This is a genomic window from Myxococcus qinghaiensis (assembly GCF_024198215.1).
Taxonomy (GTDB): domain Bacteria; phylum Myxococcota; class Myxococcia; order Myxococcales; family Myxococcaceae; genus Myxococcus; species Myxococcus qinghaiensis.
Genome location: NZ_JAKCFA010000010.1, coordinates 229592 through 243771 on the forward strand (window position 1 = coordinate 229592; position 14180 = coordinate 243771).

Below are 14180 nucleotides of genomic sequence, written 5' to 3' on the forward strand. Positions count from 1 at the left end.
TCGCGAGCAGCTCGCGTCCCACCCCAGGTGAGTCCAGGGTGGGGCGCGGACGCCCTGCGGGTTCAGCGGTTCTCTTCGTCCTTGGAGACCGGCGGCGTGGCGCCAGGCCCGTTCCACGGCCAGTCCACCGAGGAGTCCTCGGCCAGCCGCAGCAGCTCCGCGGGGTCCTTCACCAGGAGGCGGCAGCCCGCGGCGCGCAGGTCCTCCGGAGAGAAGCCTCCGGCCAGCACGCCCACGGTGGACAGGCCCAGCTTGCCGGCGGCGAGCGCGTCATACGGCGTGTCGCCCACCACCACCGTCACGTCCGGCGCGGGGCGGCCCAGCCTGGCGAGCGCGCTCTCGAAGATGTCCGGGTGGGGCTTGCTCTTGTCCACCTCGTCCTTGCTCGCCTTCGCCTCGTACAAGCCGTCGATGCCGCACAGCCGTGCGTAGTGCTGCAGCTCCTCGTCGTTCGCGCTGGAGGCCAGGGCGATGCGCCGTCCGTGCTGACGCAGCCGCTGGAACAGCTCCCTCACGCGAGGAAACGGCCTCACCTTGGGCAGGAACTCCTTCACGAACAGCTTGGAGCGGTACTCCTCCAGCTCCTTGCCGAAGCGCTCGAGCTCATCGTCGTTGAAGAAGACGGGAATGAGCTGATCCGCGCCCTTGCCAATCTGACTGCGTACGTGTGCGAACGGGAAATCCCTGCCGAAGTGCAGGAACGCGCGTCTCCACGCCTCGGCATGCTCGTCCACCGAGTCCACCAGCGTTCCATCCACGTCGAAGATGACGTTCTCCACCATCGCGCGCCTCCCGGGCCAAGGTGGGGTCGCCCCGGGTGGCGGTCAACCGCCCGTGGGTGGGTTCTCCGCAGGCGCCTCCACCAGTGTTCGTGTCTTCACATCGTAGCCCTCGGGCGGCAGGAGGGTGAAGGCATCATTGGGAGGGGGGCTGTTCAGCTCCACACGTCCGAGCACCGTCTCGCCCATCTTCTGGCCGCCCAGCCACCGGGTGAGGCGTTTGGGGACACACAGTCCCAGGGCCTCGTCGCAGTGCTCCTCCTCCATCCGGACCTCCGCCTCGGTGCCGTCGGGAGCGCGCGAGCGCTTGTCCAGGAAGTCGAGCCCCGGCCAGCGCAGCACGTACACCAGCGCCACGCCCTCGGCCTCGCCCCCCAGCGTCGCGGTCAGCTCCACGGCGTCCTGGGCGCGGGGGTGTTTCACGCGGCGCAGGGTGGCGCCCCGGGAGAGCAGCGGCGCGCGGAAGCCCTCCGGAGTGAAGACCCCGAAGGTCTCCGTGAGGAAGCCCGCGAGCTTGGCGGGCGGCAGCTCCGACTTGAACGTGGTGAAGCGCTTGTCGCCGTCGAGCTGCTCGAAGAGGTGGGTGCCGTCCCACGAGAAGATGCGCGTGGGCGGCGTGCCCAGCGTGCCGCGCATGCGCTGCGGGGCGCGGTAGTCGAAGGTGAAGGGGACCGGGTCCTGGCCCTCGTCCTTCACGGTGCCGGCGATGTGATAGCCGGACAGCTTCGCGTCGCGCTCCGCCAGCCGCTGCTTCACCTGCCCGGCGAGCGCCGCCGTGTCGTCCGTCTTGCGTGAGCAGCCCGCGAGGGCGAGGAGGACACAGGGGGCGAAGAGGCTGGGGCGCATGGGATGAGAAAGTGAGGCAGGAGGGGGGCTGAAAAGCAAGGAGGCCCGCCTGTCGCCAGGGGGCCTCCCGAAAGGTGCCGCCGTGAGGGCCGGCAGCCTGACTACTTCACCGCCACGCCGGTGGCCGTGGAGGAGGTGATGCCGATGATGGTGCCGAACAGGGCGTAGATGCCGTGACGGGGGGTGGTGGCGGCCGACTTCAGGTCGACCTTGGACGCGCCCATCGCCTTCGCCTCGGCGATCAGGAGCTTGTTCACCACGGTGTCCAGGTCGCTCTGGACGATGTCGATGATGTGGAAGATGGCGGTCAGGCCCAGCGCGTTGGTCTGGATGACGGCCACGGCCTCACCGTTGGCCGCGATCTCGGTGCCGGAGACAACGGCGCTCTCGACGCTGGTGCAGCCGATGAGGCTGGACGCGGCAACGGCGGACAGGATGAGCTTCTTCATGGTTTTCCCCTCGTTGGATGTTGCTTGGATGGTGGTCGAGCACGCCCAGGAAGAGAGCGCCCGTCCGTTTGATTGGGACCGCAAGCGGCGGGGTACGTACCAGATGTCGACTCCATGTCAAGGTCCGTCCGGACACACTGTACGGACGTCGGTAGAGCGCGCTCGCGTTGCAATGCACATCTCGCCTTGCTAGCCCAACCCCGAGGCTCCTGAATGGACATCGTCCCCGTCGCACGTCCCGCGCCCCGGTACTGGATTCACCTGCTGCTGCTGCTGCTGACGGTGGTGACGACCTTCACCTCGTACCTGCTGTACTTCCACTTCCAGCGGCCCTACTCGCCGGACGAGGTCTCCACCGAAGCGGCGATGCGCGCGCTGTCGTTCAGCCTGTCGCTGCTGGCCATCCTGGGCACCCACGAGATGGGCCACTACGTGCTCGCGCGCATCCACCGCGTGGACACGTCGCTGCCGTACTTCATCCCGTTGCCGGTGTTGGGGGTGGGCACGCTGGGCGCCGTCATCCGCATCCGCGACCGCATCCCCCACCGCAACGCGCTGGTGGACATTGGCGCGGCGGGGCCGCTGGCGGGCCTGGTGGTCGCGCTGCCCATCCTCTACTGGGGGCTTTCGCACTCCACCGTGGTGGACGCGCCGCAGGTGCCCTCCCAGTTCCCCGGCGAGGCGTCGCTGTGGGTCTATGGGAAGGAGTTGTTCACCTGGGTGATGGCGAAGCTGACGCACGCGCCCGCCGCGCCGGAGGAGACGTTTCATGGCGTACAGACCCTGTTTGGTGACAGCCTGCTGATGCAGGGGCTGACGTGGCTGGCGTTGGGGCCCCTGCCGGAGGGCAAGGACGTGCTGGTTCATCCGGTGGTCATCGCGGGCTGGTTCGGCCTGCTCGTCACGCTGCTCAACCTGATGCCCATGGGGCAGCTGGATGGCGGGCACCTGGCGTTCGCGCTTCTGGGCCGTCACGCGCACTGGGTGGGGCGGGCCATGGCCGCACTGCTGTTGTTCCTCACGCTCTTCGTCACCGCGTCCTGGGGCCTGTGGCTCCTGGTGACGAGCAAGGTGGTGGGCTTCGGGCATCCGGAGGTGGTGGAGCCGCTGGAGCCGCTCAGTCCTTCGCGCAAGCTCATCTGCGCGCTGTGCCTCTTGGCCCTCATCGGCTGCGCGATGCCCGTGCCGCTGCGTCAGGTGGTGTCATGAAGTTCCAGTGTGAAGCCTGTGAGCGGCTCATCCCCCTGGAGTCCTTCCGGATGGAGGGCGGCGGGCTGGTGGTGCAGTGCCAGCGCTGCGGGGCGGAGAGCCGGGCGCGCGCGCCGTCGCAGGTGGCGGTGTCCCCCGCGCTGTCCAACGAAGGCTCGGGCTCTGGCTCGTCCCAGTCCTCGGCGTCGGAGGATGCGTCGTCCGCGCCGTCCCAGTCCGCGCGCGCCAGCACGCCGGCCCTGCGCGTGGTGCGGGGCGCGACAGTGCCCGTGACGATGGATGACGAGTCGCTCTTCACGCCGCCGCCGGGCCACTGCCCCAAGTGCGTGTCGTCGCGGCGGGAGGTGGACACGTCCTGCGCGCAGTGCGGGCTGGTGTACGCCAACTTCCTGGCGGAGGAGCACCAGCCCTCGGAGGACCTGAGGGGGGCCTGGCGCTCGCTGGCGGAGCGCTGGGAGGAGTGGGAGGCGCACGACAGGCTGCTGACCCTGGCCATGGGACGCGGGGAGCTGGCGTCGGCGGGGCGGCTGTACCGCGTGCGGCTGGCGAGGGCGCCGGACGACGCCGTGGCGCACCGGGCGCGGGAGGAAGTGGTGCGCCGGGCCACCCTGGTGGTGCCCACGGAGGTGGAGCCCTCGGAGATGTCCCTGGGCAAGCGGCGGCTGCGCGCGGCGGCCATCGCGGTGCTCTCGTTGGTGGTGTTGATGCTCTTCGCGTTCGTCATCCAGCGCGTGCGCATGCTCCTGTCGGGCGACCTGCCCTGACGCGGCGGTCGTCGCCTCCCCGCGGGGCGGCCGGCCATGCGGACACGCGCGGAGGACGCAAAACGGGCCTGGGGCGCGACTGGCTGCTATCGTGTCGGGCCGCTCCCGCGAGGCTCGCCACTCCCGATGACGCTCCCCGTCTCTCCGTCACTCACCGTCGACAGCCTGCTTGGTCCGGGAGGGGCGCTCCAGGTGGCCCTGCCTGCGTACGAGCACCGGCCGGAGCAGCTCCAGATGGCGCGCGCCGTGGAGCGGGCCTTCGCGGAGCGCAGTTATCTGTTGGCGGAGGCGGGCACGGGCACGGGCAAGACGCTCGCCTACCTGGTGCCCGCGCTCTTGTCGGGCCGCCGCGTCGTGGTGTCCACGGCGACGAAGACACTGCAGGACCAGATCTTCTTCAAGGACCTGCCGCTCCTGCGCGAGAAGATGGGGCTCACCTTCGAGGCCGCGTACCTCAAGGGGCGCAACAACTACCTCTGCCTGCACCGCTACGGGGCCTTCGCCAAGGAGCCGCAGTTCGGCTCGCGCGACGAGGCCCGGTACTGGCCCAAGCTGAAGGCCTGGGCGGAGGACACGCAGACCGGGGACCGCAGCGAGCTGGACCTGCCGGAGTCCTTCAGCGCGTGGGCGCGGCTGTCCACCACGTCCGAGACGTGCGTGGGCACGCGCTGCCCGCTGTACGAGACGTGCTTCGTCACGCGCATGCGCAAGCGCGCGGAGAGCGCGGACCTGCTGGTCGTCAACCACCACCTCTTCTTCGCGGACCTGTCGCTGCGCAGCTCCGGCAAGCGCACCGAGGGCGTGCTGCCGTACTACGAGGCCGTCGTCTTCGACGAGGCGCATGCGCTGGAGGACGCGGCCAGCGGCCACTTCGGCGTGGGCGTGTCGAACTACCGGCTGGAGGAGCTGGCGCGCGACGCGGTGGCGTCGTTGAAGGAAGACGACTCCAGGCACGCGCTGCTGCGCGCGCTGGCGGCGCGACTGCGCACCAGCGCGGATGCCTTCTTCGCGCAGGCGCCCCGGGCGCTGGGGTTGTCCGGGCACGAGGCGTCCGTTTCGCTCCAGCCGGAGGCGATGGGCAAGCTGTCCACCGCGATGGAGGGCGTGCGCGAGGGGCTGGCGGCGCTGTCCGCCTTCACCGCGGGCGAGCGCGAGCCGGAGCTGGCCGCGATTACGCGCCGCGCGGACGAGCTGGACGAGCAGCTCTCCTTCCTGGAGAAGGCGGAGTCGGCGGACCACGTGTACTGGGCGGAGCAGCGCGGCAAGGGGCTGTTCCTGCGCGCCAGTCCCATTGACGTGGCGAAGGAGCTGCGCGAGCGGATGTACGGCGCGCTCGACACGGTGGTGTACACGTCCGCGACGCTGGCGGCGGAGAGCCGCTTCGACTTCTTCGCCCGGCGCATGGGGTTGTACGGCGAGGACGGCCAGCCGGTGACGCGCGTGCGCACGCTGGCGGTGCCCAGCCCGTTCGACTATCCGCGCCAGTCCGCGCTCTACCTGCCCACGCACCTGCCGGACCCGAGCGCCCCGGGCTTCATCGAGGCGGCGGCGGAGGAGATTGTCCAGCTCTGCGAGGTGACGGGGGGCCGGGCCTTCGTGCTCTTCACGTCGCTGCGCAACATGGTGCGCGCGTACGAGCTGGCGGCGGGACGGTTGCCGTACCAGGCGCTGCTCCAGGGCGAGCGACCCAAGCAGCAGTTGCTGGAGGCGTTTCGCGACACGCCGAGCGTGCTCTTCGCGGCGCACAGCTTCTGGGAGGGCGTGGACGTGCCGGGAGACGCGCTCAGCCTGGTCATCATCGACCGGCTCCCGTTCTCCTCACCGGGAGACCCGCTGGTGGCGGCGCGAATCAAGCAGCTCCAGACGCGGGGGGAGGAGCCCTTCGAGCAGTACCAGCTTCCCCAGGCGGCGCTGGCCCTGCGTCAGGGCTTCGGGCGGCTGATTCGGACCCAGTCCGACAAGGGCATCGTCGCGATGTTGGACCGGCGCATCCTCACCAAGGCGTATGGGCGCGTCTTCCTGGACAGCCTCCCCGACGCGCGACGGCTGGATGATTTGGTGGAGCTGAGCCGCTGGTTCAACGGCCCGGTGCGCCCGGTGCGCGCCTTGCGTTCGGTGGAGTGAGCCGGATTTTTTCGGGGGAAATTGCCCGAGAATCCGGCTCGGTTCGTATGCCATCGGCCGGGTCTGCTACCCACGGCCGTCCTCGCACCCCAGAGCCCTGACGTGGACTGTCCGGTCCTTTCATTTCCGCGCCTTGTCCTGCTCGCCGCCGTGGCGCTGGTGTGTGCGTGTGAGCCCATCTCGCTGTCGCCCGTAGCGGTGGACCCGGCGGACGCGGGCTCTGGCTTGGATGACGGGGGAGACGGTTCGGGGGGAAACCCTGAGCCGGATGGAGGGGAGGAGCTCGGCGCTCCGGACGCGGGGCCGGACGGCGGGATTCCGATGCCCGAGGACGCGGGGGCGGATGCCGGGCCGTCAATCCCCAGACCCCCGCTGGATGATGGCGGTGTGGATGCGCGGATGACGGAGTGGAGTGACTGCGAGGAGGGCTGGCAGTCGCGCACGGTGCTCCCGATGGGGAGCGACAGGGGTTATCCGCGGTTCGCGCTGGATGCGGACGGCGAGGCGTACTTCGTGGAGTACACCGGGGATGTCCTGCGGGTGGTGACGACGAAGCCCTGGCGTGTCTTCGCCGACATGGGCGTCGTGGGGAAGCAGTGGTGGTTGGGTGGCATCCGGGTGGATGCGTCGGGTGACCTCCACCTGGCCCTCAACCCGCGATTCGATGACCTGGTGGCGGTGGTCCCCACCGATTTCCTCCACCACACCGAGGGCCGCTGGGAGCGTGCTCGGCTGTTGAGTGGCTGGGTGCGCGCGTTCGACCTGGATGCGTCGGGGCGGTTCCATGCGCTCACGCTGGTGGATGCCGTGAAGCATCGAATCAACCACGTCCACGGTCGCCTCGGTGATGTGTCTGTCATCGACACGGGCATCGAGCTGGGCGCGAATTTCACCAACCTGTCGATGCGTGTGGATGCCCAGGGCAAGGTCCATGTGACGTACGAGCATGGGGCCGACGCTGGTCGCCCTGGCATCTACTACGCCACGAATGCCTCGGGGACCTGGGTGAAGGAGCAGGTCGTCGCGGAGGGTGCGTATCCGGTCATCGCGGTGTCCCCGGCGGGGGTGCCGCACATCCTCTGGACGAAGGTGGGCGTCCTGAGTCTGAGCACCCGGAGTGTCGAGGGGGAATGGTCCACGACCGTGCTCCCCTTCTCGGGGAACGGGGAGTTGAGGATCTCCTCTTCGGGCGTGGTGCACGTGCTGCGCAATCTGGGGAAGCAGTTGGAGTACCGCGACAACGCGCAGGCGGGTTGGGCGGCGAAGACCGTCGTGGACCGGGAGACGAGTCCCCTCGGTTTGCCCTTCTTCGACTGGGCCCTGGAGGTGGACGCCCAGGGCCGCGCGCATGTCATGTACTCCGAGCTGGCCGAAGACCCGACCGGCGACGGGGTGCGGATGCTCCGGCGCATCGGCTATTCGCGGCAGTGTCAGTGAGACTCAGGGGGCATCGCGAAGTCGCAGGCCCACGCGCGCGAGCAGCGGCGGTCCCAGCGTGTCCACTCCCGCGCGCCCCGCGAGGTACTCGCGGTCGAAGAGGTTCTCCACCGCGGCGAAGAGGTCCACCTTCCAGAAGAGGCGCCGACTGACGGCGGCGTCCACGACGAGCGCCCCACCCATGCCTCGCTCATTGAGGTCATCCTCGAACTGAGGACCGGTGACACGGAGTTGCACGGTGGCGGTGACGAGGGACGGGGCCTCGAAGGTGAGGCTGGCGGCGCCCCGGTGTCTGGGGTCTTGCGCGAGCTGTCGGCCCACGAGCGCCGGCTGTCCCGGCGCCTCCGTGACGGTGGGGTCCACGAAGGTGTACCCGAGGAGCGCCGTCCACTGTCGCGACACTCTCCAGTCGAGGCTGGCCTCCACTCCGCGCACGCGGGCCTTGCCCAGGTTCTGGCGCTCACGGCCCGCGCCATCGGGGAGGGTGACGTTCGTGATGGGGTCCTCCAGCACGTTCCAGAAGCCCGTGACGCGGGCCGTGAGCGTGCGAAGGGGCTCGACCTCCACACCGGCCTCCGCCCCCCACAGGCGCTCCGCGCCGAGGTTCGCGTTGGCGGAGGTGAACACGGTGCCGACCTGGAAGGGACGATAGAGCTCGTTGAGCGTCGGCGCGCGGAAGGCCCGATACCCGGAGGCGCGCAGCGTGACGGCGTCCCAGGGGCGCAGGCGCATGCCCAGGCGTGGACTGAGCTGGTGCTCGGTGCGGTCCTCGAAGGGCGTGGTGTCCACCGTGCCGCTGGCTCGTTCGACTCGCTGGAGCCCTTGCGTGTTTCGCCAGACGTCGAAGCGGAGCGCCGCGGACAACTCCAGGGCGGGGGTGATGGCGTAGAGGTCCTGGAGGAACACGCCACCGGCCCACTGCGTGCCGCCGGCATCGCGGGCGAGGACGGTGTCTGGAGTCCGCGTGGGTGGGAAGAGCTGCTCGCGGGAAGTGCCCGCCATGCGTCGGGCATCGAGACCGGCGGAGAGCTGATGGGTGCCTCCCGCATTCCAGCTCGGAGCCGTCCACACGAGCGAGGCCCCCTGGTCATCGGCGGGGACGTCCTGGGACGCGGCGAGGGACTCGGCGGCGCGGTCCTGGGCGACACGAGCGCGGTTCTGTTCGAAGCGCAGGGTGCGGCCGAAGAGGTCCAGGGAGAAGGTGCCCAGCGTGTCGGTCTGAAGTCGTGCACCCGCGCCGAACTGCGCCAGCTCCACGCGGGCGGTGGTGAAGCGGGTGCCTCCGTTCTGGTTCTCACGGAAGAGGTTGGCGCGAGCGGACAGCGTCAGTGCGTCGGAGGCCTGGGCTTCCACCCGGCCATTGAGGACGACGTGATTGCTGGGCGTGTCGCTGTCGATGGCCCCGCGTTGGCCTGGGGTGACGATGCGGTAGCCATTGCTCGTAAGCAGCTCGGTCTCAACGGCGGCGGCGATGGGGCCCCAGCGTTGGGCTCCGCGCGCGGCGAGGAGTCCAGTGTCGCGGTTGCCGTAGGAGAGGTCCGCGTCGACCGCCGGGCCGGTGATGGGACGCGAGATGAGCTGCACGACGCCGCCGAGCGCGGAGCTGCCATAGAGAGCGGAGCCGCCACCGGGGACGACCTCGATGCGCTCCAGTCCGAGTCGAGGGAGCGAGCGCCAGAAGACCCATCCACCGAGCGGGTCGTTGACGGGAACGCCGTCCAACAGGACGAGCGTGCGAGCGACGCCAGAAGGAGCAAGGCCCCGCAGGTTGAGGCCCTGCGCGGTCGGGTCGGAGACGAGGCTCGGCGTGCGGCGGAAGGTGGCGACCGAGGGCAGGGACCGGACGAGGGTGTCCTGTGTCAGCGTGGGACTGCGGTCGATTTCTTCACGAGGCAGCACGACGGTGGTGGCGGGCACATCCCGCACGGGACGCGGAAGGCGCGTTCCCGTGACGACGGTACGAGAGGATGCGTTGGGCTCTGCTGTCTCGGTGGCCGGCGCTGTACTTGATGGAGCCTCAGGCGCGGTGGGCGCATCGGCGTCGGGACGGGAAGGCGCCTCGTGCTGTGCGGGTGCCTCCTCGATGGCGCGAGAGCCCGTCGCATGCTCCATGGGCACAGCGACACGAGGGGACGTCTCAGGCGCCGTGGGTACAGTAGCGGTGGGCTGCTCCGGAACAGGTGCGGAGGAGTCGTCGAAGCCGGCGGTGCGAGTGCTCGACTCAGACGACGAGGGCGTGCCGATGACGGTGTTCCGCGCGCCGGGCTCCGTCGTCGTCGTTCCGGTTCCCGGTGTCTGGGCCCAGGCCAGTGAAGAGAGCAGAACCCAGGGGACCACGAGCCGATGAGGCGATGACGGGATGCGTGACGACCTGCGCGGCATGTCTGGCGGTCCCCTTTCGGTCCTGGCGCTCTTGGCGCGGCAGTATGTCCCCACCTCGTACACGGGCGACCACTGAGCGTCATGGGGCGAATCGAGGCCGAGTGGTATCGTCCAGTTCGCAACGAGCGAGGGGGCGGTTCAGATGTGCAGTCAGGACGTGCTGGGGCGGACTTCACACCCGCAAGGCGGAATGATGCGGGTGCTCGGCGCGCGGAGGCTCAATGACAAGGACTGCGCGGTCTCCATCGAGGTGGCCGGGTCACGTTACGAACTCGTGGCTGAGCGCATCTGGGAACCGGAGGAGGGGATGGGACTGGCGTTGGGCGATTTCTCGCCCTCGCGTGTCTTCGCCGACCTGCCGCTCAGCGCGCGCCAGGTACGTGAGCTGGTTCGCGCGGCGGTCCTCACTCACCGGGGAGAACGCCTGACGTTCCCGCTGGAGGTTCCCGAGTAGCGAGCTGGCGAGCCCTCAGCCGCCCGTGTCGCGCGGGGCGAGGCCGCGCACGGTGTGCACCGCGGTGTCCACCTCCGCGAGGATGCGGCGCGCGTGGAGCAGGAACACCTCTCCGGCAGGCAGCAGGCTCATTCCCTGCCGCGTGCGCTCGAAGAGCCGTGTGCCCAGTTCATCCTCGAGCGCGAGGATGTGGCGGCTCAGAGGCGGCTGGGTAAGGTGGAGCCGGCGTGCGGCGCGGCCCACGTGCCGTTCCTCGGCCACCGCTACGAAGGACTGGAGGTGGGTGATGCTCACGGCCCCAGGTTAGCGCGAGCGCCACTTTCGTGCACCCCCGTCCCCGAGCGCGATACCGAAACAGCATTGGACGCTGAAGGCCCCCGGAGACACCTTGCCTCCCCATGGGAACTCCATTGTTCAAGGGCACCGAGGTGGAGCGTCTGCGTCTCGCGGGCGCGGCGGCGGCGGGCACGCTCGCCTGGGTCGCGGGGAAGCTGACGCCGGGCATCTCCACGGGAGACATCAACGAATGGGTGCGCGAGGACACGGCTCGTCGAGGCGGCACACCCAGCCAGCTCGGCTACCACGGCTTCCCCGCGACGGTGTGCACCAGCCGCAACCACGTCGTCTGTCATGGCGTCCCGAATCCGCACGAGAAACTGGCGCTCGGGGACATCATCAACGTGGACGTCACCACGTGCCTGGACGGCTACCACGGAGACACGTCGGCCACGTTCTGCATCGGTGAGGTGTCCGATGATGCCCGGCACGTGGTGGACGTGGCGCGTCGGTGTCGTGATGTGGGCGTCTCCGTCGTGCGTCACGGTGCTCGGATGGGCGACATCGGCGCGGCCATCCAGGAACTGGCGGAGCGGGAAGGGTGCAGCATCGTTCGGGAGTTCGGCGGGCACGGCATCGGACGCTCCATGCACGCGCCGCCCCATGTGCCCCACTTCGGCACGAAGGGCACGGGCATCACCCTGCGCTCCGGCATGGTGCTCACCATCGAACCGATGGTGAACCTGGGTCGCCCCGAGATTCGAATGCTCTCCGACGGTTGGACGGTGGTGACCGAAGACGGAAGCCTCTCCGCGCAGTTCGAGCACACCATCCTGGTGACACGCGAGGGCTGCGAGGTGCTCACCCCGTACCCGGGTGGATACCCCCTGATTCCATCCGCCGCCCCTCCGTCACAACCCGAGGCCCGCTGATTCGAGCCGGCTCGCTGGCCTGTTCAGTGAAACACCCTGGACGTGCTGTCGCCGTCACTCGCGCTGAATCCCCCAAGCCTCCTGCCGTTTGATGCCGACGGGAATTGAGGCTAGACGTGGAGCCTGCGAGTGGGGACCGCATGCGCGCACGAGGCGACCAGGTCGGAATCGGAAGTGTGGTGTTGGGCGTCGTACTGGTCGCGGCGGGAATCCCCCTGCTGGTGCCTCGGCACCTGTTGCGTGAGGACTCCGCCGCCGTGAGCCAGCGGGAGCCGAACCCGGTGGCTCCGCTCGAAACATCTCCTGTCCCGCGCAAGGATTCACCGGAGCCTGTTCTTCACGTCGAACAGGTCCAGGGGCCCAAGGGCCTCACAGTGGAGGTGGCGACTCCCGCCCCCGTGACGTCTCCGCTGACGCGATTCGCGAAGGACGCATTGGTGCCACTGACACCGGACGAGGAGGCCTTGCTGCGCGAGGAGCACGTCGACGACCTGGCCACGCTCGTGACGCGAACAGAGCGGGCCTTCCAGGACGCGAGCCCCGAGACGCGGGCGCGCCAGGAGCGGCGCTACCTCGCCGCGCTCAACCTCGTCGCCAAGCTCTCCGCCCCGCCGACGGAAGACACGCACGCGAGGGACCAGGACGCGCGCTACCAGCAAGCGCTCGCGAGGGAAAAGGCGAAGTGGAGAGACCTTGCGCCCGAGGAGCAAGCGCGCGCGCAAGAGACCTTCAAGGAGTGGTTCTTTCAGGGGGAGCAGAAGCGATGAAGTCGTTCATGGGGGCGCTTCGCGCGGTGTTGCTGCTGGCGCCGATGATGGCGTGGGCGGGGCCGCACTACGTGGCATCACGGGACTGGGGCAGCTTCATCTGGCTGAGCACCTGGCTCGACGCGGGACAGACGTACACTTTCGAGACGCGAGACCTGGCGGGCTCCGCGCCGGACACCGTGCTGCACGTGCTGCGCGACAGGAGCGGCTGGAGTCAGGTGGCCGTGAGTGACGACTGCCAGGGGAACACGCGCTCGTGTGTGACGTTCGTCGCACCGGACTCCGGCTACTACCGCGTCTGGGTGCGTGCGTACGCGGATGGGCGTGGTGGCACGGCGAGCCTGTACCGCAACGGGACGCTGCTCCTGTCTCAGCAGCCCTTCGGTGGCGTGCCGCTCCTCTTCGCGTGGAATGCCAAGGACACCTTCAGGGCCTCGGCCACCACCCCCGGCGGAGGAGACCATCTGCTCTTCCTGCTGCGCTCCAATACCGAGTACCTCCAGCACGATGACGACAGCGGGCCGAAGTACTACCCGCTCGTCACCGCGACGAGCACGCAGAACGTCGGCACGCAGCGCGTGGTGGTGGGGCGCTACCCGGGCAGCGCGGGCACGGCCAGCTTCGTCCACGACGAAGAGCTCTGGTCCACCATCTTCGACGACAACGACGGAGACGAGGATGGGCTCTCGGACTCGCTGGAGCCGCTCATCGGCCTGAGTCCGAATAATGAGGACTCGGATGGGGATTCGATTGCGGACACGCTGGAGGTGTTTGGCAACGACGGCTTCTCCTTCTCCGAGTGGAGCAGCCCCACGGCGAGAGACCTCTATGTAGAGATCGACTGGATGCAGCACCCGACGAACCCATACCTCACGCGGCAGCCGTACGCGGGGTTGGTGGCGGACGCGGCGGCGGTGTTCGCCCAGGAGACGGGCGGGAGCGTGCGGCTGCATGCCTTCATCGACAGCGTGCTGCCCTGGTACGAGGTGGTCTGCTACGGAAGCTGCCCTGGCGGCGTGGACTTCTACGCGCTGAAGCAGAGCGCATTCTCAGCAGCGAATCCCGAGCGCCGGCCGTACTTCCACTACGCGATGTGGGCCAACCGGCACACGAGCCTCACGAGCTGCTCCTCCGGCAAGGCCGAGCTGCTGGGCAACGACCTCATCATCAGCATGGGCTGCTTCAGCAGTCCGAGCATCCAGGAGCAGCGCGGTACCTTCATCCATGAGCTGGGTCACAACCTGAACCTGGACCACAACGGCAATGACGTGGCGGGGCAGTACAGCGTGGTGCACGACAGCGTGATGAACTACCGCTACCAGTTCGCGGGCGTAAGCAACTCGGGGTGGCACTCGTACTCGTTTGGCGACAACGGGTGCGCGGCGTGCGGTTCGTCACCGAAGGCGGAGTGTGTTGAATGTCGCGATGGCTTCCTGGGTTGCAGCTTCCCGGGCTGCGGCTCCTGCGACTGTGACGTGGGGGAGTGGGGCTCGTTGGAGCTCGACTTCTCCGACGACGGAGACGCGAACGATGGCGCGGGGCGTGTCTCGAAGCGCTCGGCGCTGACCCGCTATCTGCCGGACGACAAGGGTGGCCCCGCTCGCTTCCAGCCGAGGGTTCCGCACGAGGAGTCCCCACTGGTGCGACGGCGTGACGATGTCCGACGCAAGCGGGAGCGGCTCCTGTCACGAGGACGCGTGGAGGGACGCGACTTCCACGTGTCGGCGGATGGAACCCTGCTGTACGCGGAGTGCCTCTGAG

14 protein-coding genes are annotated in these 14180 nt (G+C 69.0%); 9 read left to right on the forward strand and 5 right to left on the reverse strand.

From position 1 onward, the window contains the following. Positions 1-62: 62 nt before the first annotated feature. From LZ199_RS20800 to LZ199_RS20810, 3 genes are all read right to left on the reverse strand, one after another. On the reverse strand, positions 63-782 hold the full coding sequence (locus LZ199_RS20800; protein WP_253995473.1) for an HAD family hydrolase: 720 nt from the start codon (positions 780-782) through the stop codon (positions 63-65). Positions 783-824: 42 nt separating this feature from the next. Further along, positions 825-1625 carry a hypothetical protein gene (locus LZ199_RS20805; protein WP_253995474.1) on the reverse strand — a complete coding sequence of 267 codons (801 nt, stop codon included), beginning with the start codon at positions 1623-1625 and terminating at the stop codon, positions 825-827. 101 nt (positions 1626-1726) lie between these two features. Continuing rightward, complete coding sequence (locus LZ199_RS20810; RefSeq protein WP_253995475.1) at positions 1727-2074, reverse strand: hypothetical protein; 348 nt, start codon at positions 2072-2074, stop codon at positions 1727-1729. 213 nt (positions 2075-2287) lie between these two features. On the opposite strand from LZ199_RS20810, the gene LZ199_RS20815 reads away from it, so the two are divergent. The 4 genes from LZ199_RS20815 (at position 2288) to LZ199_RS20830 (ending at position 7608) form a co-directional block, all read left to right on the forward strand. After that, a complete protein-coding gene (locus LZ199_RS20815) occupies positions 2288-3283 on the forward strand; it encodes a site-2 protease family protein (protein WP_253995476.1) in 996 nt (331 codons plus the stop codon). Further along, positions 3280-4047 carry a hypothetical protein gene (locus tag LZ199_RS20820; RefSeq protein WP_253995477.1) on the forward strand — a complete coding sequence of 256 codons (768 nt, stop codon included), beginning with the start codon at positions 3280-3282 and terminating at the stop codon, positions 4045-4047. The genes LZ199_RS20815 and LZ199_RS20820 overlap by 4 nt, the downstream gene beginning before the upstream one ends. A gap of 126 nt (positions 4048-4173) precedes the next feature. Next, positions 4174-6171, forward strand: a complete 1998-nt coding sequence (locus tag LZ199_RS20825) for an ATP-dependent DNA helicase (RefSeq protein ID WP_253995478.1) — start codon at positions 4174-4176, stop codon at positions 6169-6171. A gap of 102 nt (positions 6172-6273) precedes the next feature. Then, entirely contained in the window at positions 6274-7608 is a 1335-nt protein-coding gene (locus LZ199_RS20830) for a hypothetical protein (RefSeq protein ID WP_253995479.1), read from the forward strand. 3 nt (positions 7609-7611) lie between these two features. Here LZ199_RS20830 and LZ199_RS20835 read toward each other — a convergent pair whose 3' ends face one another. Next, positions 7612-9720 carry a TonB-dependent receptor gene (locus LZ199_RS20835; protein WP_407667221.1) on the reverse strand — a complete coding sequence of 703 codons (2109 nt, stop codon included), beginning with the start codon at positions 9718-9720 and terminating at the stop codon, positions 7612-7614. A 34-nt stretch (positions 9721-9754) separates the two neighbouring features. On the opposite strand from LZ199_RS20835, the gene LZ199_RS46715 reads away from it, so the two are divergent. Next, positions 9755-9955: a hypothetical protein gene (locus LZ199_RS46715; RefSeq protein ID WP_253995481.1), complete on the forward strand. Its 201-nt coding sequence runs from the start codon at positions 9755-9757 to the stop codon at positions 9953-9955. 225 nt (positions 9956-10180) lie between these two features. After that, a complete protein-coding gene (locus tag LZ199_RS20845) occupies positions 10181-10444 on the forward strand; it encodes a hypothetical protein (RefSeq protein WP_253995482.1) in 264 nt (87 codons plus the stop codon). 15 nt (positions 10445-10459) lie between these two features. On the opposite strand, the gene LZ199_RS20850 is transcribed toward LZ199_RS20845, so the two are convergent. Then, on the reverse strand, positions 10460-10738 hold the full coding sequence (locus tag LZ199_RS20850; RefSeq protein WP_253995483.1) for a LysR family transcriptional regulator: 279 nt from the start codon (positions 10736-10738) through the stop codon (positions 10460-10462). Between the two features lie 104 nt (positions 10739-10842). Here LZ199_RS20850 and map point away from each other — a divergent pair, with 104 nt between their 5' ends. The 3 genes from map (at position 10843) to LZ199_RS20865 (ending at position 14179) form a co-directional block, all read left to right on the forward strand. Next, on the forward strand, positions 10843-11652 hold the full coding sequence (map, locus tag LZ199_RS20855; protein WP_253995484.1) for a type I methionyl aminopeptidase: 810 nt from the start codon (positions 10843-10845) through the stop codon (positions 11650-11652). A 140-nt stretch (positions 11653-11792) separates the two neighbouring features. Beyond that, positions 11793-12419, forward strand: coding sequence for a hypothetical protein (locus tag LZ199_RS20860; RefSeq protein WP_253995485.1), 627 nt, complete (start codon positions 11793-11795; stop codon positions 12417-12419). After that, entirely contained in the window at positions 12416-14179 is a 1764-nt protein-coding gene (locus LZ199_RS20865) for a zinc metalloprotease (RefSeq protein WP_253995486.1), read from the forward strand. The genes LZ199_RS20860 and LZ199_RS20865 overlap by 4 nt, the downstream gene beginning before the upstream one ends. Position 14180 lies beyond the last annotated feature (1 nt).

Excerpts from the sequence above, each read along its gene's own strand:
- LZ199_RS20800 (WP_253995473.1), bottom strand. The coding sequence starts at position 782 with ATGGTGGAGAACGTCATCTTCGACGTGGATGGAACGCTGGTGGACTCG.
- LZ199_RS20805 (WP_253995474.1), bottom strand. The coding sequence starts at position 1,625 with ATGCGCCCCAGCCTCTTCGCCCCCTGTGTCCTCCTCGCCCTCGCGGGC.
- LZ199_RS20810 (WP_253995475.1), bottom strand. The coding sequence starts at position 2,074 with ATGAAGAAGCTCATCCTGTCCGCCGTTGCCGCGTCCAGCCTCATCGGC.
- LZ199_RS20815 (WP_253995476.1), top strand. The coding sequence starts at position 2,288 with ATGGACATCGTCCCCGTCGCACGTCCCGCGCCCCGGTACTGGATTCAC.
- LZ199_RS20820 (WP_253995477.1), top strand. The coding sequence starts at position 3,280 with ATGAAGTTCCAGTGTGAAGCCTGTGAGCGGCTCATCCCCCTGGAGTCC.
- LZ199_RS20825 (WP_253995478.1), top strand. The coding sequence starts at position 4,174 with ATGACGCTCCCCGTCTCTCCGTCACTCACCGTCGACAGCCTGCTTGGT.
- LZ199_RS20835 (WP_407667221.1), bottom strand. The coding sequence starts at position 9,720 with ATGGAGCATGCGACGGGCTCTCGCGCCATCGAGGAGGCACCCGCACAG.
- LZ199_RS20845 (WP_253995482.1), top strand. The coding sequence starts at position 10,181 with ATGATGCGGGTGCTCGGCGCGCGGAGGCTCAATGACAAGGACTGCGCG.
- map (WP_253995484.1), top strand. The coding sequence starts at position 10,843 with ATGGGAACTCCATTGTTCAAGGGCACCGAGGTGGAGCGTCTGCGTCTC.
- LZ199_RS20860 (WP_253995485.1), top strand. The coding sequence starts at position 11,793 with ATGCGCGCACGAGGCGACCAGGTCGGAATCGGAAGTGTGGTGTTGGGC.
- LZ199_RS20865 (WP_253995486.1), top strand. The coding sequence starts at position 12,416 with ATGAAGTCGTTCATGGGGGCGCTTCGCGCGGTGTTGCTGCTGGCGCCG.